This window comes from Hyphomicrobium sp. LHD-15, from assembly GCF_031157355.1.
Classification (GTDB): domain Bacteria; phylum Pseudomonadota; class Alphaproteobacteria; order Rhizobiales; family Hyphomicrobiaceae; genus Hyphomicrobium_C.
In genome coordinates this window covers 251,754-268,133 of sequence record NZ_JAVIFT010000004.1, presented here as the reverse complement: position 1 = coordinate 268,133, position 16,380 = coordinate 251,754, and the positions used below count along the sequence as shown (strand labels likewise).

General features: G+C 63.5%; 21 protein-coding genes. 12 read left to right on the top strand and 9 right to left on the bottom strand.

Annotated elements, in window-relative coordinates; genetic code table 11:
• Positions 1-30: 30 nt before the first annotated feature.
• From hisB to RCO24_RS14590, 5 genes are all read left to right on the top strand, one after another.
• Positions 31-624, top strand: a complete 594-nt coding sequence (gene hisB / locus RCO24_RS14610) for an imidazoleglycerol-phosphate dehydratase HisB (RefSeq protein WP_308963134.1) — start codon at positions 31-33, stop codon at positions 622-624.
• Between the two features lie 35 nt (positions 625-659).
• Positions 660-1,178, top strand: a complete 519-nt coding sequence (locus tag RCO24_RS14605) for a DUF2628 domain-containing protein (protein WP_308963132.1) — start codon at positions 660-662, stop codon at positions 1,176-1,178.
• Between the two features lie 24 nt (positions 1,179-1,202).
• The gene (hisH, locus tag RCO24_RS14600; RefSeq protein ID WP_308963130.1) at positions 1,203-1,856 is read left to right on the top strand and encodes an imidazole glycerol phosphate synthase subunit HisH; all 654 of its coding nucleotides are present in this window, start codon (positions 1,203-1,205) and stop codon (positions 1,854-1,856) included.
• A gap of 103 nt (positions 1,857-1,959) precedes the next feature.
• Positions 1,960-2,517 (top strand): orotate phosphoribosyltransferase, encoded by a 558-nt coding sequence (pyrE, locus tag RCO24_RS14595; RefSeq protein ID WP_308963128.1) that lies wholly within the window; start codon positions 1,960-1,962, stop codon positions 2,515-2,517.
• A gap of 158 nt (positions 2,518-2,675) precedes the next feature.
• On the top strand, positions 2,676-3,083 hold the full coding sequence (locus tag RCO24_RS14590) for a hypothetical protein (protein ID WP_308963127.1): 408 nt from the start codon (positions 2,676-2,678) through the stop codon (positions 3,081-3,083).
• Positions 3,084-3,352: 269 nt separating this feature from the next.
• Here RCO24_RS14590 and RCO24_RS14585 read toward each other — a convergent pair whose 3' ends face one another.
• From RCO24_RS14585 to RCO24_RS14575, 3 genes are all read right to left on the bottom strand, one after another.
• Complete coding sequence (locus tag RCO24_RS14585; RefSeq protein ID WP_308963125.1) at positions 3,353-3,766, bottom strand: YciI family protein; 414 nt, start codon at positions 3,764-3,766, stop codon at positions 3,353-3,355.
• 417 nt (positions 3,767-4,183) lie between these two features.
• Positions 4,184-4,543 (bottom strand): hypothetical protein, encoded by a 360-nt coding sequence (locus RCO24_RS14580; RefSeq protein WP_308963124.1) that lies wholly within the window; start codon positions 4,541-4,543, stop codon positions 4,184-4,186.
• A 256-nt stretch (positions 4,544-4,799) separates the two neighbouring features.
• Entirely contained in the window at positions 4,800-5,108 is a 309-nt protein-coding gene (locus tag RCO24_RS14575; protein WP_308963122.1) for a hypothetical protein, read from the bottom strand.
• Between the two features lie 109 nt (positions 5,109-5,217).
• Here RCO24_RS14575 and hisA point away from each other — a divergent pair, with 109 nt between their 5' ends.
• Positions 5,218-5,946 (top strand): 1-(5-phosphoribosyl)-5-[(5-phosphoribosylamino)methylideneamino]imidazole-4-carboxamide isomerase, encoded by a 729-nt coding sequence (gene hisA, locus RCO24_RS14570; protein WP_308963120.1) that lies wholly within the window; start codon positions 5,218-5,220, stop codon positions 5,944-5,946.
• 5 nt (positions 5,947-5,951) lie between these two features.
• Here the strand turns inward: hisA and RCO24_RS14565 are convergent, their stop codons facing one another.
• The gene (locus tag RCO24_RS14565) at positions 5,952-6,275 is read right to left on the bottom strand and encodes a hypothetical protein (protein ID WP_308963119.1); all 324 of its coding nucleotides are present in this window, start codon (positions 6,273-6,275) and stop codon (positions 5,952-5,954) included.
• Positions 6,276-6,371: 96 nt separating this feature from the next.
• Between RCO24_RS14565 and hisF the strand changes: the two genes are divergently transcribed.
• Positions 6,372-7,145 (top strand): imidazole glycerol phosphate synthase subunit HisF, encoded by a 774-nt coding sequence (gene hisF, locus RCO24_RS14560; RefSeq protein WP_308963117.1) that lies wholly within the window; start codon positions 6,372-6,374, stop codon positions 7,143-7,145.
• 11 nt (positions 7,146-7,156) lie between these two features.
• On the opposite strand, the gene RCO24_RS14555 is transcribed toward hisF, so the two are convergent.
• Together RCO24_RS14555 and nth are read right to left on the bottom strand one after the other, a co-directional pair.
• On the bottom strand, positions 7,157-8,269 hold the full coding sequence (locus RCO24_RS14555; RefSeq protein ID WP_308963115.1) for a diguanylate cyclase domain-containing protein: 1,113 nt from the start codon (positions 8,267-8,269) through the stop codon (positions 7,157-7,159).
• Between the two features lie 167 nt (positions 8,270-8,436).
• Positions 8,437-9,156, bottom strand: a complete 720-nt coding sequence (gene nth / locus RCO24_RS14550) for an endonuclease III (RefSeq protein ID WP_308963113.1) — start codon at positions 9,154-9,156, stop codon at positions 8,437-8,439.
• Between the two features lie 39 nt (positions 9,157-9,195).
• On the opposite strand from nth, the gene RCO24_RS14545 reads away from it, so the two are divergent.
• Complete coding sequence (locus tag RCO24_RS14545) at positions 9,196-9,696, top strand: DUF2244 domain-containing protein (protein ID WP_308963112.1); 501 nt, start codon at positions 9,196-9,198, stop codon at positions 9,694-9,696.
• A gap of 141 nt (positions 9,697-9,837) precedes the next feature.
• Here RCO24_RS14545 and RCO24_RS14540 read toward each other — a convergent pair whose 3' ends face one another.
• A complete protein-coding gene (locus tag RCO24_RS14540) occupies positions 9,838-10,398 on the bottom strand; it encodes a GcrA family cell cycle regulator (protein ID WP_308963111.1) in 561 nt (186 codons plus the stop codon).
• Positions 10,399-11,127: 729 nt separating this feature from the next.
• Between RCO24_RS14540 and RCO24_RS14535 the strand changes: the two genes are divergently transcribed.
• The 4 genes from RCO24_RS14535 to RCO24_RS14520 all read left to right on the top strand — a co-directional run bounded on the left by RCO24_RS14535 (position 11,128) and on the right by RCO24_RS14520 (position 14,630).
• Entirely contained in the window at positions 11,128-12,294 is a 1,167-nt protein-coding gene (locus RCO24_RS14535; RefSeq protein WP_308963204.1) for an aspartate aminotransferase family protein, read from the top strand.
• A 35-nt stretch (positions 12,295-12,329) separates the two neighbouring features.
• Positions 12,330-13,265 (top strand): ornithine carbamoyltransferase, encoded by a 936-nt coding sequence (gene argF, locus RCO24_RS14530; protein ID WP_308963109.1) that lies wholly within the window; start codon positions 12,330-12,332, stop codon positions 13,263-13,265.
• 113 nt (positions 13,266-13,378) lie between these two features.
• Complete coding sequence (locus RCO24_RS14525; protein ID WP_308963108.1) at positions 13,379-13,972, top strand: hypothetical protein; 594 nt, start codon at positions 13,379-13,381, stop codon at positions 13,970-13,972.
• A gap of 13 nt (positions 13,973-13,985) precedes the next feature.
• Positions 13,986-14,630, top strand: a complete 645-nt coding sequence (locus RCO24_RS14520) for a hypothetical protein (protein ID WP_308963106.1) — start codon at positions 13,986-13,988, stop codon at positions 14,628-14,630.
• Here RCO24_RS14520 and RCO24_RS14515 read toward each other — a convergent pair.
• Complete coding sequence (locus RCO24_RS14515) at positions 14,617-15,390, bottom strand: enoyl-CoA hydratase (protein ID WP_308963104.1); 774 nt, start codon at positions 15,388-15,390, stop codon at positions 14,617-14,619. The two genes, RCO24_RS14520 and RCO24_RS14515, sit on opposite strands and share 14 nt — an antisense overlap.
• A gap of 26 nt (positions 15,391-15,416) precedes the next feature.
• Positions 15,417-16,304, bottom strand: a complete 888-nt coding sequence (gene mutM / locus RCO24_RS14510) for a bifunctional DNA-formamidopyrimidine glycosylase/DNA-(apurinic or apyrimidinic site) lyase (protein ID WP_308963102.1) — start codon at positions 16,302-16,304, stop codon at positions 15,417-15,419.
• Positions 16,305-16,380: the final 76 nt, after the last annotated feature.

The following is a 16,380-nucleotide window of genomic DNA, read 5'->3' as shown; positions in this document are numbered from 1 at the left end:
GCAGGCCACCCGCCCAATCGAGGACACCCCGTGAAGCGGCAAGCCAGCATCGCCCGCAAGACCAAGGAAACCCAGATCACCGCTTCGGTCGATCTCGACGGCACCGGCGTGTTCGAGATCTCGACCGGCGTCGGCTTCCTCGACCATATGCTGGAGCAATTGGCCCGCCACGCTTTGATCGACATTAAGCTCGAGGCCAAGGGTGACCTCCACATCGATTTCCATCACACGACGGAGGACGTCGGCATCGTGCTCGGCCAGGCCGTGCAGAAAGCGCTCGGCGACAAGCAGGGCATCACCCGTTACGCGGACGTGCATCTTCCGATGGACGAGACGCTGACTCGCGTCGCCATCGACGTCTCGGGCCGCCCGTACCTCATCTGGAAGGTCGCTTTCTCGCAGCCGAAGATCGGCGAGATGGACACCGAGCTGTTCCGCGAGTGGTTTCAGGCATTTGCTCAGAACGCCGGGATCACGCTCCACATCGAAACCCTTTACGGCGAGAACAACCACCACATCGCCGAGACCTGCTATAAAGGCTTGGCGCGGGCGCTCCGGGCCGCGATCGCGCTCGATCCGCGCCAAATTGGCCGCGTGCCCTCGACGAAAGGAATGCTGGCCTGATGCTCGGGTCGCTTTTGCATTTTGGAACGACGCGCGTGGCAGCGTTTACGGTTCATGAGCCGCAGGAGACAAGCGGCACCAGGCTCGAGCAGGCAGAAAAGCTTGTGTTCGTCGGTGACGGCTTTTCCTGGCGCGCGGCCTTCTTCTCGCCGCTTTATCTGATCGTGCGCGGCGAATGGTTGGCCCTTGCGGCTTATGCGGGTGCAGCCGTTCTTGCGCTCGCTGTCCTCAACCTGATCGGCGCATCGTCCGATTGGTACGTCTGGACGTGGCTGCTGCTGAACGTCGTCACCGGCTTTGAGGCAAGCGAGATCAAGCGCTGGTCGCTTGGCCGCGCCGGCTGGCGCGAAGTTGCGACCGTCAGCGGATCGAACCGGGAGGAAGCCGAGCGCCGTTTCTTCGAGGCCTGGCTGCCGTCGGTCGTCGAGAGCCCGCTGCGCGATCCGTCCGATCCCCATTTCAATCCCGCCGAAGGTGATACCGCCTCGCGCATCGAGCACGGTCTTCGCCGCTTCTCCCAATCCCTTCGCACCAAGTTCGCCACCAGACCGTGATCGGCCTGAAAACAAAGATCTTCCATGCAGCGCGTCGTCATCATCGATTACGGGTCCGGAAACCTTCACTCGGCGGCCAAAGCCTTCGAGCGCGCGGCGCGTGAAGCCGAGGCGAACGCCGAGATCGTCGTCAGCGCGAAAGCGGAAGATGTGCGCAACGCCGATCGCGTCGTGCTGCCGGGTGTCGGCGCGTTCGCCGATTGTAAGCGTGGTCTCGAAGCCGTTCCGGGCATGCGCGAGACGCTCGAGGAGGCCGTGCACGGCCGCGGCCGCCCGTTTCTCGGTATCTGCGTTGGGATGCAGCTTCTGGCGTCCCGCGGTCTCGAGTTCGAGGTGACGGACGGCCTCGGCTGGATCGACGGCGAGGTGCGCGCGATCGAGCCGAACGATCCGACACTCAAGATTCCGCACATGGGTTGGAACACGCTGGATGTGGCGACGCCGCACCCGTTGCTCGCTGGCATTCCGACCGGCGCCAACGGGCTGCACGCCTACTTCGTGCACTCTTATCATTTCGTGCCGAAGGATCGCTCGGTCGTCGTGGCGGAAACCGGCTATGGCGGGCCGGTGACGGCCATGATCGCCAAGGGCAATGTGGCGGGAACTCAGTTCCATCCCGAGAAGAGCCAGACCCTTGGCCTTGCACTCATCGCCAACTTCCTGAAGTGGACGCCCTAAGGCGCTGCCTTGTCCTACCAGGACGGGAGACGGTAAAACGCCGGGTGGACGCGGCACGGTCCGCCGTCTATGAGCAATCCAAAGCAGATACGGATCTCCGCTCATGACAAACGCCGCCGACGCCCGCGCTCGTCTCTACGACATCATCAAAAGCAAGTCGTTCGTGCGCGGCCACGTCGTACTCGCCTCCGGCAAGGAGAGCGACCACTACTTCGACATGAAGCCCTCGATGTTCGATCCCGAGGGCGCGGACCTTCTGGCTGAGCTGATCTTCGCGCGTCTTGCTGGCATCGAAGCCGACATCGTCGGCGGCCTCGAAATGGGCGCCGTACCGCTGATCACGCCGATCTCGATCGCGAGCCGCCGCGCCGGCCGTCCGCTGCCGGGCTTTTTTGTGCGCAAAACCGTGAAGGATCACGGCACCAAGAAGCTGGTCGAAGGCCTGTCCGACATCAAGGGCAAGCGCGTCGTGATCGTCGAGGACGTGACGACGACGGGCGGCTCGGCGATGAAGGCCGTCGAAGCGCTGACTGCCGCTGGCGCTACCGTCACCCTCGTGATCTCAATCCTCGACCGCGAGGAAAACGCCGCGAAGCTTTACGCCGACGCCGGCATCCCCTTCGCCTCCCTCTTTAAGGCGAGCGATTTTCTGAACGCGTGACGTTGCCGGAGCGGCTGAGGTGCGCCCCACAGTGGCAAAGCGACCACCGCGTGAACGATCTGACTCTGCTATGATTCCATGCGAATCAGCCCGTGCTTCCGCGGTTTTCCGATAGGAAACACGGCAAAGCAAAGGACCACCCCACGCCGGGAGACGCAATGTCAGGCGATTGCCGACTGGTCATCATTCGCTGGCAGGACAGCCGCCAACCGTGCGGCCAGTGGCGCTATCTGTCGTCCCTGCCGGAGCAAAAGGCCGTCGAGGTTGCCTCCGTGGGCTGGCTGATAACGGACACCGACGAGGTCAAGGTTCTGGCCCAGAACATCGGCGATCTCGGCTCCCCCCAAAACGCACAAGCGAGCGGGATCATGACGATACCCACTCGCTGCATTCTCTCGATCGAGACACTAACGGAGATCGACGGACCTAACGTCTCTGTGGGTCCGACGGATTTTGCTGACCGCCGCGCTGGTTCGGCTGGCTCTGTTGGCCCTGCTGCTGCCGGTCACGATTTGAATTTTGATTCAGAACCGAAGCCGCGAGAGCTTGAACCTCTTCTGGCGTAACGGATTTTGGGTTCTGTTGGGCGCGTTGAGCGATGGCCGCGACCTGAGCCGACGTCTTCTCATTGGACGACATAGGGAACAACTCCTCTACTGACCAAACGAGCCGCGGCCTGAGCTGAATGATCTAGTGCCCGGACGCGACACGGCATCTAGCGCCCGCGAAAGTTGCCACCGCAAGTTAAAGCGACCCGGTAAATCGGATATCCACAGATTTGCTCCGACGGCTGAGAAGATGCCCAAATCATGGGCAAAACTCACCTGAGCGGTCCTCACGAGCCCTTCAGACCCATCTCCATGTCCCGGAAGCGCTGGATCTCCTCGCCCTCGCCGAACTCCTCGAGCTCGAACATTTGCCTGAGCTCGATCTCGCAGTCCTGGTAGTGCGGCTGCGGAAAGCGCTGGAACCACGTCAGCGCCTCTTCCGGTGATTTGACCTTGATCATCGTGTAGCCGGCGATGACTTCCTTTGTCTCCGTGAACGGGCCGTCGATCAGAATCCGTTTGCCGTCCTTGTATTGGAGGCGCCAGCCTTTCGACGTCGGATGCAGACCGTTGCCGTCCACGAGCACACCCGCTTTTTGTAGCTCCTCGTGATAGTCCGCCATCGCCTGAAACATGTCCTCTTTCGGCATCACGCCGGCTTCCGAGTCCGCAGAGGCCTTCACCAGGATCATGTATCGCATGGGCTTTCTCCCTGAACGTTGCTTTGCGCGGGCCGCCTTGCACGCCCGCTACCGCGAAACGACGAACGGCGCTTATGGAAGCCGACATTTTTTTCGTGACCAGCGTAGCAGCCAACTGCCCGCGCAACAAAAAGGGAGGCCGGAAGGCCTCCCCGACGTGTTTTCTGAAATGACTGTCCCGGACCTGATCCGGGATGGGAACCGGTTTTCGGCCAGAAGCACGTCCAACGACAAAGTGCTTCCCGAAAATGCCTGTCCCGGACTTGATCCGGGATGAGCACCGGTTTTCGGCCAGAAACACGTCCAGCAACAAAAAAGGGAGGCCAAAAGGCCTCCCTTGGAGCGAATACGGGGTGCGGGGGATGGGGAAGCACCCCGGTACCGCTCAAGACGCGAACGTGACGCGTGTGCCCAAACTCAGCAGGCTTCCGCGAACGGCAGCTCCGGCTCGTCCGTGCCGGGCTTTGCCATCGGGAATGCGATGATGTTGGTGTCGCCGCCGGTCTCGACGCCGCCTTGGCGCTGCTTGAACCAGCGGATCGATGTGTTGGTCAGGATCGCATCCTCCTTCACGCGCTGGATCAGGAGGCCGTCCTCGCTGTCGAGGATGCGCATCAGCTTCGCTTCGATCGCTTCCTCGCTCTCGGTGGTGCGCACGTACCAGGTCTGCTCGAGCGGGCGTGCCCAGCTCTGTCCAGCCGCCATGATGGCCTGGGCGACGACGTGCTTGAGGAGGTGGGGCTTGGCGAGATCGTAAGAGATGAGATAGGTGCGCATGGGGCTCTCCGGGGGCAAAGAAGAGGGTGTTGGACGCGGTGAGAACGTAGGGAGAACGTGGCATGAGTCGCTCACCACGTCTAGAGTCCGTTCGAATTTTGTTCTCATGAGGGAGGAGACACGGTCGAACCGTGGCAGTGGTTGCCGAGGCAAGCGCCGTCAGGGCTTCTCGTGAACCTGGGAAAGATCAAAACAAATAAGAGAAATCAAAGCAATAAGGCATATTGCTGCATGTGAAACGTTAGCCGTTGACCGCCTAGCTAAAAAGCGGCAGCTGGTCGGGATGAGGCGCCTTCGAGTGGCGGACATGCGCGCCCGGGTCGATCCGATCCGACAGATACGGAAAGCGCGCCTGGAACAGTTCGAGCGCCTTGGCGCGGCTCCCTGCGAAGCGTTCCTCCTGCCAGATTTCGTAGAGGCGGCGCGGATCGCACTCGTATCGCTGGATGAGATCGCGGCGGCGGATCTTGAGCCAGCGCGCGATCCAGATATCGACGGCATCAGCCTCCGTCAGCGACGGACGCACATTGCGGGACGAAACTGCGTTGCGGGATGCATTCGGCATGATGTTGAGACGCACTTGACGCTACGAGCGATTAGCTATTCATCGGGCGCGAAGACAGCAATCTTATGGCGGCCCGCGCCCTGCGACAGCGCCGCTTGAAGGAGCCGACGTGATCCTATTCCCCGCCATCGACCTGAAGGACGGCAAGTGCGTCCGCCTGAAGCTCGGGGACATGAACGAAGCCACCGTTTTCAACGACGATCCGGCCGACCAGGCTCTGTCGTTTGAGAAGCAAGGCTTCGAGTATCTCCACATCGTCGATCTCAATGGCGCGTTCGCAGGCAAGCCGGTCAATGCCGGCGCCGTGGACGCCATCCTGAAGGCGATCACGATGCCGGCCCAGCTCGGCGGCGGCATTCGCGATATCGCGACCATCGAGGCCTGGCTTACCCGCGGCATTCGCCGCGTGATCCTCGGCACCATCGCCGTGCGCGACCCGGCTCTCGTGCGCGAGGCCTGCAAGCTGTTTCCGGGCCGCGTCGCCGTCGGCATCGACGCCAAGGGCGGCAAGGTCGCCGTCGAGGGCTGGGCGGAAACGTCGGAGCTTACCGCGATCGAACTCGCACGCCGCTTCGAAGATGCCGGCGTCGCCGCCATCATCTACACCGACATCGAGCGCGATGGCGTTTTGAAGGGCCTGAACCTGCCCGCCACTGCGGAGCTAGCCCGCGCTACCTCGATCCCGGTCATCGCCTCCGGCGGTCTCGCCTCGATCGACGACGTGAAAGCGCTGCTGACGCCGGAATACCGGATGCTCGAAGGTGCCATCACCGGCCGCGCGCTTTATGACGGCCGCCTCGATCCCAAGGAAGCCCTGGCCCTGCTAGCAGCCGCATAGGGGCTCTAGTCTCCTCCGCCTCCACCTCCATCGCCCCCGCCGCCGTCATTTCCCCCGGCGTCGCTGCCGTCTGGATCGTTTTCCTCGACGAGCAGAGCTCCTCCGGAGTCGCGACCAGCCGCGATCAGTGCGTTGACGTAGAGCGCCCGAACGGCGTTGTATTGCGGATCGGTCACGTCGGTCTCTTTGTACCGCTGTCGGAGCGCCTCCAGCTCGCGCCGCGCCCATGTCCGCTTGAGCATGGCGCCGATCCCGACGACCAGGAAGCTAGCGGCACAAAGGCCGAGGAACACCGGACCCCAGCCGAGAAGAGTGTCGAACCCATTCATGTCAAAATGACCCCGCCCTTGTGGCGTCCCGCAGGACTATGATACCGGGACGCACCTTGCCGCGCACCGCGGACCCATGCAGTAACGGCCGAGACAATGCTGAAAACCCGCATCATCCCCTGCCTCGATGTCAAAGATGGCCGCGTCGTCAAAGGCGTGAACTTCGTCGACCTGATCGACGCCGGCGATCCCGTCGAGGCTGCAGCCGCCTATGACGCAGCCGGCGCCGACGAGCTTTGCTTTCTCGACATCACCGCCTCCCACGAAGCCCGCGACGTGATCTTCGACGTCGTCGAGCGCACGGCCGAGCGTTGCTTCATGCCACTCACGGTCGGCGGCGGTGTGCGCACGGTCGATGATATCCGGAAGCTCCTGGAGGCCGGTGCCGACAAGGTCTCGATCAACACCGCCGCCGTCACCAACCGCCAGTTCGTGAAGGAAGCCTCCGAGAAATTCGGCGCCCAGTGCATCGTCGTCGCCATCGATGCCAAGCGCGTCTCTGCGGAAGGCGAGCCGCTGCGTTGGGAGATCTTCACGCATGGCGGCCGCAAGCCAACCGGCATCGATGCCATAGAATTCGCGAAAGAAGTCGTGAGCCTCGGCGCCGGCGAGATCCTGCTGACCTCGATGGATCGCGACGGCACGAAATCCGGCTTCGACATCGAGCTGACACGCGCGATCTCGGATGCCGTCGCGGTGCCCGTCATCGCGTCCGGTGGCGTCGGAAATCTCGATCACCTGGTTGCCGGCGTCAAAGAAGGCCACGCGAGCGCGGTGCTTGCGGCCTCCATCTTCCACTTCGGAACCTACACCATCGGCGAAGCCAAGAAGCATATGGCGGAAGCCGGCATCGCCGTGCGCGGGGCCTAAAAACCTTTCCGTCAGCGGGCCTGGAACGGCCGCCGCAAAGTCTTCGCCAACGCACGCAGAAACCGCGGTGCAGCCCCCTCCTGCGGAGCACCGTCCGCACCGGACACGTCCTGCTCGCCGAACACGTGATCGGCGCTGTCGTAGATCGCAAAGCTTCCCCGCCCGCGCGTTTTGACGCGATAGAGCGCGAGATCAGCCTTTTGCAGCAGCGTGTCGGTGTCGCCTCCGTGGGCGGGAGAGATCGCAATCCCCACGCTGGCGCCGATGCGTGCCGCGGAGCCGATGCCGCGATAGGGCGCACTCAAAGTTTCGATCAGTCGGCGCGCCAGATGACCGGCTTGCTCCGGGCGTGAGAGCCCGGTCTGGATAATGGCGAATTCATCTCCGCCGAGGCGTCCGGCAACTCCCCGGTCGCCCAAGATCGCCAGCATGCGTCCGGCCGCGGCTTTGAGTACGCTGTCACCGGCGGCATGGCCGAGTGTATCGTTTACCTGCTTGAAATGGTCGAGGTCCACGAGGTGCACGGCCAGCATCTGCCCCGCGTCGAGAGACGAGGCGATCTCGTTGAGCCTGTCGCGAAAATGACCACGGTTGGCAATCTCGGTCAGCGGGCAATGCCTAGCGAGCCACGCGATGCGATCTTGCGCTTGCGTCGTTTCGGTGACGTCCTCCTGCGTATCGACCCAGCCCCCGTCTGCCATCGGCTGGTAGGTGACGAGAACGATGCGCCCGTTCCTCAGGTGCTGCAGGTGGGAAAAGACTTTGCCTCTCGCGAGCGCGCGTGTGTGCGCGTCGATCCAGCTTTGCTGGCGGATCAGATCAGAGTCGGTTTCCGAGAGATCGTTTCGTGCGCAATGAAACGCGATGATCTTCGCGAGCGGCGTCCCCGGCGCCGTGATGCTTTCCGTCAGCCCGTAGATCTCGCGGTAGAGCGCGTTGCAAACCACGAGGCGGCGCTCTGCGTCGAACATCGAGAGGCCACGCGCCATATTGTTGACGGCGATTTCAAAGGAGGACTTGAGACGTGTGGGCGTGTCGGTATGCCGGACGAGAGCCTGCGCGTCCGCTTCATCGGGTGCGTCGTGAAAATGCTCGACGGCCACGAGGCTGTGGGAAGAAATCACTTCGAAACTCCGGCAATAAAATCAACGCAGTGGTAAAAACAATTTCGATCAATAGCCTCCACTATCGGCCTCTTCGTTGAATGGCGCATTAATCGATTGCACGCATCGCCCGACCAATCGGTGATGTAGTTGCTCCGACCTTAACGAGCGCCAACCCCAGGATGAGATCAGTCCGGAGTTTTGTCGGGGAACTTGCAGAGGTCGCGGATCAGGCACTCTGGGCAGAGCGGCTTGCGCGCCTTGCAGATGTAGCGCCCGTGAAGGATCAACCAGTGATGGGCGGGCACGCCATACTCGGGCGGAATTTTCGCCAGGAGGTCGGCTTCCACCGCGAGCGGCGTTTTGCCGTTCGAAAGGCCGATGCGGTTCGAGATGCGCAGCACGTGCGTATCGACCGCCATCGTCGGCGCTCCGAACGCGACATTCATCACCACGTTGGCGGTCTTCCGCCCGACGCCGGGCAAGGTCTCGAGGGCGTCGCGGTCGGCGGGAACCGTGCCGCCGTACTCCCGGATCAGCTTCTCGCTGAGCAGGATCACGTTCTTCGCCTTGGCGCGGAACAGCCCGATCGACTTGACGTGGTCGCGCACAACGTCCTCGCCGAGCGCCAGCATCTTTTGCGGCGTGTCGGCTTTCTGGAACAGGGCCCGCGTGGCCTTGTTCACACCCGCGTCCGTCGCCTGCGCCGATAACACGACGGCAACCAGCAGCGTGAACGGGTTGGTATGCTCGAGTTCACCCTTGGGCTCGGGGTTGGCGGCCGAGAAGCGGCGGAATATCTCCGCGATTTCAGCCGGGGTGAGCTTGCCCCGCCCGGCCCGGGCGCGCGCTGTAGGCGGTTTGGCCGTGATTTCGGAGACGGCAGCGGTTCGTTTGGATACGGACATGCGCTTTGACAACATTGATCCCGCGAGTAATTTCAAGGGATGGATGATAAAGGACAGGCCGCTCCGGACGCGAGGGTGTTTCGCGCCATTCTCCACCCCCACCGCTCGCTGGGGCCGCGGGGCTTCATGATCTTGATGCTCGCGATTGGCTCCGTGAGCTTCGTGATGGGGATGGTGTTCGTGTTTCTCGGGGCCTGGCCGGTCTTCGGCTTCTTCGGCCTCGATGTCCTTCTCGTCTACATCGCCTTCAAGCTGAACTACCGCGCTGCGCGCGCCTATGAGCTGGTGGAGCTGACGCCGGAAACCCTGAAGCTCACGCAGATATCGGCCTCCGGAAAGAGCCGCAGCTTCGAGTTCAATCCCTATTGGGTCCGGATTCTGTTCACCGAGCGCCCCGACGGCGGCAACCACCTGAAGCTCGTCTCTCACGGCCGCGAGCTGGAATTCGGCCGCCTCTTGAACGACGACGAGCGCCGCGACTTTGCCGAGGCCTTGCGCGGGGCTTTGGAAACAGCGCGTCTCGGACCCTCGGGTTCCTAGCACCTTCCGCCAGCTAGGCCTTTGGCCCAGCCAGTTGCCTTCCGAAAAACAAAGGTCGGGAACGCCCCCCGGCGCGCCCGACCTTTCCCCCGTCAAACCCTCAAATCGCTTCAGGTGCCTTCCAGCCCTGAAGCGAAAATACTAGACGTCGGCCTGCTCCTTGTCGGCGCGGGCGAGCGCCGGAATCCGGGGCTCTGCAATCTCGCGCTCGCGGCGGCGCGGCTGCGGCGGCTGGAATGCGCGGCGCGCATGGAATTCGCAATAGGGCAAGCCGGCGACTTTGTTTTTGCCGCAGAAGTGGAAGTCGGCAGCCTGCGGGTCTCCGATCGGCCAACGGCAGCTGCATTCGGTGAGCGTCTGGATCGTGCGGCGCTCTTTGAGCGGGATCACAAGTTCTTCCACCGAAGGCGTAAAGGGTTCGGCTTCCGGCTGATAGAGAGCGCGGAGCGCGGGATTGCCCTGGGGTGCAAAGCGCGTCTTCTGCTGCATGCGGCGCGCCGTGGCGGCGTTGTTGGCGCGGGCACGAGGGCGGTGCGATTTCATGCGCGAGGTGGTGGCGCGTCCCGAAAGGCCAAGCCGATGAACCTTGCCGATCACGGCATTGCGTGTCACACCGCCGAGACGGCCAGCGATTTGACTTGCAGACAAGCCTTCGGACCAGAGCTTCTTCAAAAGCTCAACCCGTTCATCGTTCCACGCCATAGTCGGTGCTCCTCAAAGCATAAGCTTTCCGGGCCAAAGACCCAGACAAGCAGGCGCGCGAGAAAAGAGGCGGCGGCTGAGCACGGACGGCAGGGTGCGAAGAGCGCACACACGCCAAACGTGAGCAGAACCACGACTGCTCGCAACGCGAACTGAAGATGACGCAGGAACTAGAGCAGGCCAGCGGGGCGAGAGCCGCGCACATACAAGGCCCGAACGCAGACCAGACATACCGGCCAGGAAAAACTGGAGACCGGCAACACGAGACAACCGCAATACAACGCGAGATGTCGTGTCTGGATCCCGTTAACCTACAATAACTTGATTTTCTTGTACAAGCAGGCCCTTCAAGATCAGGGGCGTTGACACGGGACAAGTTGCCCGCTCGCCACAGATTGAGTCGCGGCCCCCCGAAAGCTGGGCGTCCGGGCGCCTTTCCCCGATATTATTAGCGGATGCGTTCGTGTTGAACGCAGATAAGCATGTGAAGAAGCGCGCTGGAATTGCCCGATCGCTTCACCCGCCGCGCCAAGCCTCTGCTCTATAGGCCCGTTCTGGAGGCCGTCCGTTGACTTTAGGGCCTCATGCGCGTATCACGCCTGCTTCGCGTGGCCGCCGGGAGGGCGGCTTTCGTCATTTTGGGGGAGCGGGATGGGCGAGATGTCCAAACCCCTCACATCCTCGACCGCTAAAAACGCGGGTCCTTCGACGGGCCCGTCACCTGCGGTCATGGGCACCTACGCGCGCCAGAATATCGTATTCGCCCGCGGCGAAGGCGCTTGGCTTGAAACCGAAAACGGCGAGCGTTATCTGGACTTCGGCTCCGGCGTTGCCGTCAATGCGCTGGGCCACGCGCACCCGCGCCTCGTCGCGGCGCTGACCGAGCAGGCGGGCAATCTCTGGCACACCTCTAACCTCTATCGCGTCGCCGGCCAGGAAAAGCTGGCCGAGCGCCTGGTTGAGGCGACGTTTGCCGATAAGGTTTTCTTCTGCAATTCCGGCGCCGAAGCCTGCGAGGGCGCCATCAAGGCTGCGCGGCGCTATCATTTCGTATCCGGCAGCCCTGAGCGCTGGCGCATCATCACCGCCGAAGGCGCCTTCCATGGGCGCACCCTGACGGCCCTCGCTGCAGCCGGAAATCCCAAATACCTCGAAGGGTTTGGCCCGGAAGCCCCGGGCTTCGATCATGTCCCGTTCGGCGATCTTGCGGCGGTTCGCGCCGCAATCGGCCCCGAGACGGCCGCCGTCATGGTGGAGCCGGTCCAGGGTGAAGGCGGCGTCCATGTCGGTTCCGCCGACTACCTGCGCGGCCTACGCGAGATTTGCGATGAAGCCGGCATCCTGCTCGTCCTCGACGAGGTGCAGACGGGTGTCGGCCGGTCCGGCAAGCTGTTCTCGCACGAGTGGGCCGGCATCACGCCTGACATCATGGCTGTCGCCAAAGGCATCGGCGGCGGGTTTCCCCTCGGAGCGGTGCTCGCGACCGAGCGCGCGGCGGTGGGCCTCACGCCCGGGACGCACGGGTCCACGTTCGGCGGTAATCCGCTGGCCACCGCGGTCGGCAGTGCGGTTCTCGACGTCGTTCTGGAGCCGGATTTCCTCGAAAGCGTGCAGCAAAAGGCGCTCCGTTTGCGCCAGAGCCTCGCGCGCATCCAGGATCAGTTCCCGTCTCTCGTTACCGAAGTGCGCGGCCAGGGCCTCCTGACCGGCATCAAGGTCTCGGTCGCGCCGGCTGAGGTCGTCGCGGCAGCGCTCGCTGAGCGGCTTCTGGTCGTGGGCGCGGGCGACAACGTCGTGCGCGTGCTCCCGCCCCTCACCGTCGCGGATCACGAGATCAGCGAAGGCGTCGATCGCCTGGCCCGCGCGCTGAGCCACCTCTCGAAATCGATAACCTGAAAATAAACCCCGGATCTGGAGCCGGCCCACGCGCCATGGCCAAAGCACCCGCTATTCGACATTTCCTGGATCTCGACGAGATCGACGGCAAGACGCTGCGCCGCATCATCGATGCTGCCCATGCCATGAAGGCGGCGGGCAAGCGTGTGCCCGCGAAGCTCAGGCCCAAGGGCATCGAGGACGACGTGCTGGTTCTCATCTTCGAGAAGCCGTCGACGCGCACGCGCGTTTCGTTCGATGTCGGCATGCGTCAGCTCGGCGGCCAGACCATCATGTTGAACCAGAACGATCTGCAGCTCGGCCGCGGCGAAAGCATCGCCGACACCGCGCGCGTGCTCTCGCGCTACGCCGACGTCATCATGATCCGCGCCAACAGCCACGAGACCCTCCTGGATCTCGCCAAGCACGCCAGCGTGCCGGTGATCAACGGCCTGACCGACAAGTCGCACCCCTGCCAGATCATGGCCGACATCATGACCTTCGAGGAGCGGCTGGGATCGATCAAGGGCCGCAAGGTCGCCTGGGTCGGAGACGGCAACAACGTCGCCGCGTCCTGGATGCACGCCGCCGCCAAGTTCAATTTCGAGCTGCGTGTCGCCTGCCCGGAAGCTCTGCGTCCGACCGACGACGTGGTCGATTGGGTCCGCCGCGAGAAGGCCCAGGTCACCATCATGACCGATCCGGTAAAGGCCGTCCGTGGTGTCGATTGCATCGTGACCGACACCTGGGTTTCGATGGGCCAGACCGACGCGGCACGTAGAAAGCAGCTTCTGAAGCCGTACGCGGTCGATGCGGCGCTGATGGCGAAAGCCGACAAGGACGCCATCTTCATGCACTGCCTGCCGGCCTACCGGGGCCACGAGGTGACCGAAGACGTGCTCGAAGGCCCGCAGTCCGTCGTGTTCGACGAGGCTGAAAACCGCCTGCACGCCCAGAAGGCCATTCTCGCCTGGAGCCTCGGCGCCGTCTAAGCGCCGGGCCTGTCGCAAGAGGTTGCCCCCCGAAGGGATCGGCCATTCTTCCCAGCTTCCCGAAAAGGTGCTGTAAGAGCACCTCGCGGGACGGATGGGGAGGAATGCGTGGAATGACTCTAAATTCGATCGTCGCCTGGGTCCTGATCTTCGGGCTCGGCCTTGCGGGCGTGTACTACGCCGCCGGAACCCAGGAGCCTTTGGCCCTTCTCGCGTCTGCCGCGTTCGTGAACCTGCTGCTCGTCGCTGTCGCCATCTCCGAACGCCGGTCGCTCGGGCGCGCCGGCGCGTCGCGCAGCAAAATCGAAAGCGTGACCGCCCGCTACATGGGGCTGATCTGGCTTTGGGGCGCGGCAGCCTTGGTGCTCGTGTACGTATTCGTGCTGTCGTGGCGCGAATGGCCGCATTTCTCGGCGGCGTTTGCAGGCGCCGGCGTGCTGGCTCTTGGCTTCTCCGCGTTGCTCGCGAAGGATGCTGCCGCTAGCCGCGAGGACGCCACGATGCTGCGGCTCGGCCGCTATCTCGCCATCGGACAATTGGTCGGCATGATCGCCACGCTGGCGGGTCTCGCCATCGATCCGGACAAGGAAGTTCTCTATCCGGTCGACGCCGACTGGGCCGGGAACGGAATTTTTGTGTTTGGCGCTCTTGCGTTGGCGATTGTTTCCGCACACGCTTTGATTGACGGAAACAAGAATTCCTCCTAGTCAAGAAGCTCGCATGAGCATCCACCAACAAGGCGGCGGATACGCGCCAGGAATTTCGTTGCGGCCACTTCTTCCGTGGCTGCTGCTGGCGTCTGCCCTGAGCATAACCCTGATGGTGCTTGGCGCCGGACGCGGGGACCAGTTCCTGCCGTCGCTGTCGGCCGGCCTCTTGGTCGCCCTGGTCATCGGCACCGGCCTTGGCATCAACTCACCGCTGTGGTCGCGCACCGCTCGGCCCGCGACGACGGCGCAGGAAGGATCCGCGACCATAAAGGAAGCGCTCCGCTGCAACGTGTGGCTGGCCGCGCTCGTCTACGCCTGGGGCGCCTCCGCGCTGTTCGCCGTCTATTCGCTGTCTGATGTCTGGTGGCGCCACGCCTTCCAGTACGGATCAGGCGCCGCACTCTTCGCCGCCGGCCTCGGCATCTATGGCTATCGTCTCGGCCGGGCGAGAAATCTGGCGATCCCTCCGCTTTATCTCACGGCCACCCATGGCCTCGCCGCGGCGGGCGGCCTCGTTTATCTCATCGGCGGCGGCAAGCTCGACACGACCAAGGGCGACTGGGCGGCCAACGAGGTGTTCCTCTGGGGCGGCATCGCGATCGTCGTGCTCTGCGTGATCTCGACGGTGACGCAGACGCGGCTCATTCGTTCTTGAACTGCGCCTTTCGCTTTTCCACGAAGGCCGCCATCCCCTCCTTTTGATCGTGGGTCGCGAACAGCGCATGAAACGTGCGCCGCTCGTAGCGGATGCCTTCCGCAAGCGTCGTCTCGTAGGCGCGGTTCACGCAATCCTTGGTCATCATGGTGGCGGTGAGCGAGTTGGCGGCGATCGTCTCGGCGGTCTTGAGGGCGTCTGCGAGAAGGTCGGCGGGCGGCACGATCCGCGCGACGAGCCCGGCGCGTTCGGCCTCTCCCGCATCCATCAGGCGTCCGGTCAGGCACAGCTCCATCGCCTTCGATTTCCCGACGGCCCGGATCAGGCGTTGCGTACCGCCCGCGCCCGGCATGATCCCGAGCTTGATTTCCGGTTGGCCGAACTTGGCCGTGTCGGCCGCGATGATCAGGTCGCAGCTCATCGCAAGCTCGCATCCGCCGCCGAGTGCGAAACCCGCCACCGCCGCGATCACCGGCTTACGACAGCGCGTGATGCGCTCCCAGCTGGCGATGAAGTCGGATTTGTAGGCCTCGATGTAGGTCTTGGCCTGCATTTCCTTGATGTCGGCGCCCGCCGCGAAAGCCTTTTCCGATCCGGTCACGACGATCGCGCCGATGCCCTCGTCCGCCTCGAACCCATCGAGGGCCTGGTTCAATTCGGTGATGAGCTGGTCGTTGAGTGCGTTGAGCTGGGCGGGCCGATTGAGCGTGATCAGGCCGACACGTCCGCGGGTTTCCGTGAGGATCGTCTCGAAGGCCATGGCGCACGCCCTTTCGTGGATTGCCTCTAGCGTTGGCACGACGGGCAGAAGAAGCTCGACCGTCCGGCTTGTATGCTGCGTTGCACAGTGCCCCGACAACCGGGCGTCACGCAAGGCTCGCCTTCGCGGCCGTACACCTGGAACGACGTCTGAAAGCTGCCGGTCGCGCCATCGGCGTGCCGGTAGTCCTTGAGCGTCGATCCACCGGCCTGGATCGCCGCGCGCAGAACGGCTTTGATTTCGGTGACAAGCCGTTCCGCCTGTGGGGTCGAGCGGCCCGCGCGATCGGCAAGAACGCTCGCGCGCCGCGACGGCTTGAGCCCGGCGCGGAACAGTGCTTCGCACACATAGATGTTGCCGAGGCCGGCGATGATGCGTTGATCGAGCAGGAAAGCCTTGAGATCGGTTTTGCGCCCGGCCGCGCGCTGGGCGAGATAGGACGGATCGAGGTCGTCCGTCAGCGGTTCGACGCCGAGCCCACGCATCAGCGGATGGGCAGCCAGTTCGGTCTCGGGTATCAGCAGCATGTAGCCGAACCGGCGCGGGTCGAAGTACGCGACGCGCCCGCCATCGGCCATGTCAAACACCGCATGCATGTGCTTCTCGCCGGCTGCGACCGACAGCTCGTATTCGCCGAGCAGCAGCGGTTTCTCCGAAGCCTTCCCCTGCACATGGAAACGGCCGGTCATGCCGAGGTGCATGACGAGCGCTTCGCCGGTTGAAAGGTGCGCGATCAGATACTTGGCGCGGCGCACGAGGCGGTCCACCCGCGCCCCCGAAAGTCGCCGCGTGAAGTTCTCGGGAAACGGAAAGCGGAGATCGGCGCGGTTGGTCGAAACGCTCGCGAACGTGCCGCCGAGCAGCACCGGCTCGAGCCCCAATCGGACGGTTTCGACCTCGGGCAGCTCCGGCATGCGTTCAAGCTCCTCCCACCAACGATACGGTGTCGAGCCGAGCTAAGGATTTGTGAGCGCGAGAGCAAGCCCTGTC

Bases quoted from the DNA above. Each gene is read 5' to 3' on its own strand.
- RCO24_RS14540 (WP_308963111.1), bottom strand. From the start codon at position 10,398: ATGGCGTGGAACGATGAACGGGTTGAGCTTTTGAAGAAGCTCTGGTCC.
- mutM (WP_308963102.1), bottom strand. From the start codon at position 16,304: ATGCCGGAGCTGCCCGAGGTCGAAACCGTCCGATTGGGGCTCGAGCCG.
- nth (WP_308963113.1), bottom strand. From the start codon at position 9,156: ATGTCCGTATCCAAACGAACCGCTGCCGTCTCCGAAATCACGGCCAAA.
- RCO24_RS14535 (WP_308963204.1), top strand. From the start codon at position 11,128: ATGGGCACCTACGCGCGCCAGAATATCGTATTCGCCCGCGGCGAAGGC.
- hisH (WP_308963130.1), top strand. From the start codon at position 1,203: ATGCAGCGCGTCGTCATCATCGATTACGGGTCCGGAAACCTTCACTCG.
- RCO24_RS14565 (WP_308963119.1), bottom strand. From the start codon at position 6,275: ATGAATGGGTTCGACACTCTTCTCGGCTGGGGTCCGGTGTTCCTCGGC.
- hisF (WP_308963117.1), top strand. From the start codon at position 6,372: ATGCTGAAAACCCGCATCATCCCCTGCCTCGATGTCAAAGATGGCCGC.
- RCO24_RS14545 (WP_308963112.1), top strand. From the start codon at position 9,196: ATGGATGATAAAGGACAGGCCGCTCCGGACGCGAGGGTGTTTCGCGCC.
- RCO24_RS14590 (WP_308963127.1), top strand. From the start codon at position 2,676: ATGTCAGGCGATTGCCGACTGGTCATCATTCGCTGGCAGGACAGCCGC.
- RCO24_RS14575 (WP_308963122.1), bottom strand. From the start codon at position 5,108: ATGCCGAATGCATCCCGCAACGCAGTTTCGTCCCGCAATGTGCGTCCG.
- argF (WP_308963109.1), top strand. From the start codon at position 12,330: ATGGCCAAAGCACCCGCTATTCGACATTTCCTGGATCTCGACGAGATC.
- RCO24_RS14580 (WP_308963124.1), bottom strand. From the start codon at position 4,543: ATGCGCACCTATCTCATCTCTTACGATCTCGCCAAGCCCCACCTCCTC.
- RCO24_RS14520 (WP_308963106.1), top strand. From the start codon at position 13,986: ATGAGCATCCACCAACAAGGCGGCGGATACGCGCCAGGAATTTCGTTG.
- RCO24_RS14515 (WP_308963104.1), bottom strand. From the start codon at position 15,390: ATGGCCTTCGAGACGATCCTCACGGAAACCCGCGGACGTGTCGGCCTG.
- RCO24_RS14585 (WP_308963125.1), bottom strand. From the start codon at position 3,766: ATGCGATACATGATCCTGGTGAAGGCCTCTGCGGACTCGGAAGCCGGC.
- pyrE (WP_308963128.1), top strand. From the start codon at position 1,960: ATGACAAACGCCGCCGACGCCCGCGCTCGTCTCTACGACATCATCAAA.
- RCO24_RS14525 (WP_308963108.1), top strand. From the start codon at position 13,379: ATGACTCTAAATTCGATCGTCGCCTGGGTCCTGATCTTCGGGCTCGGC.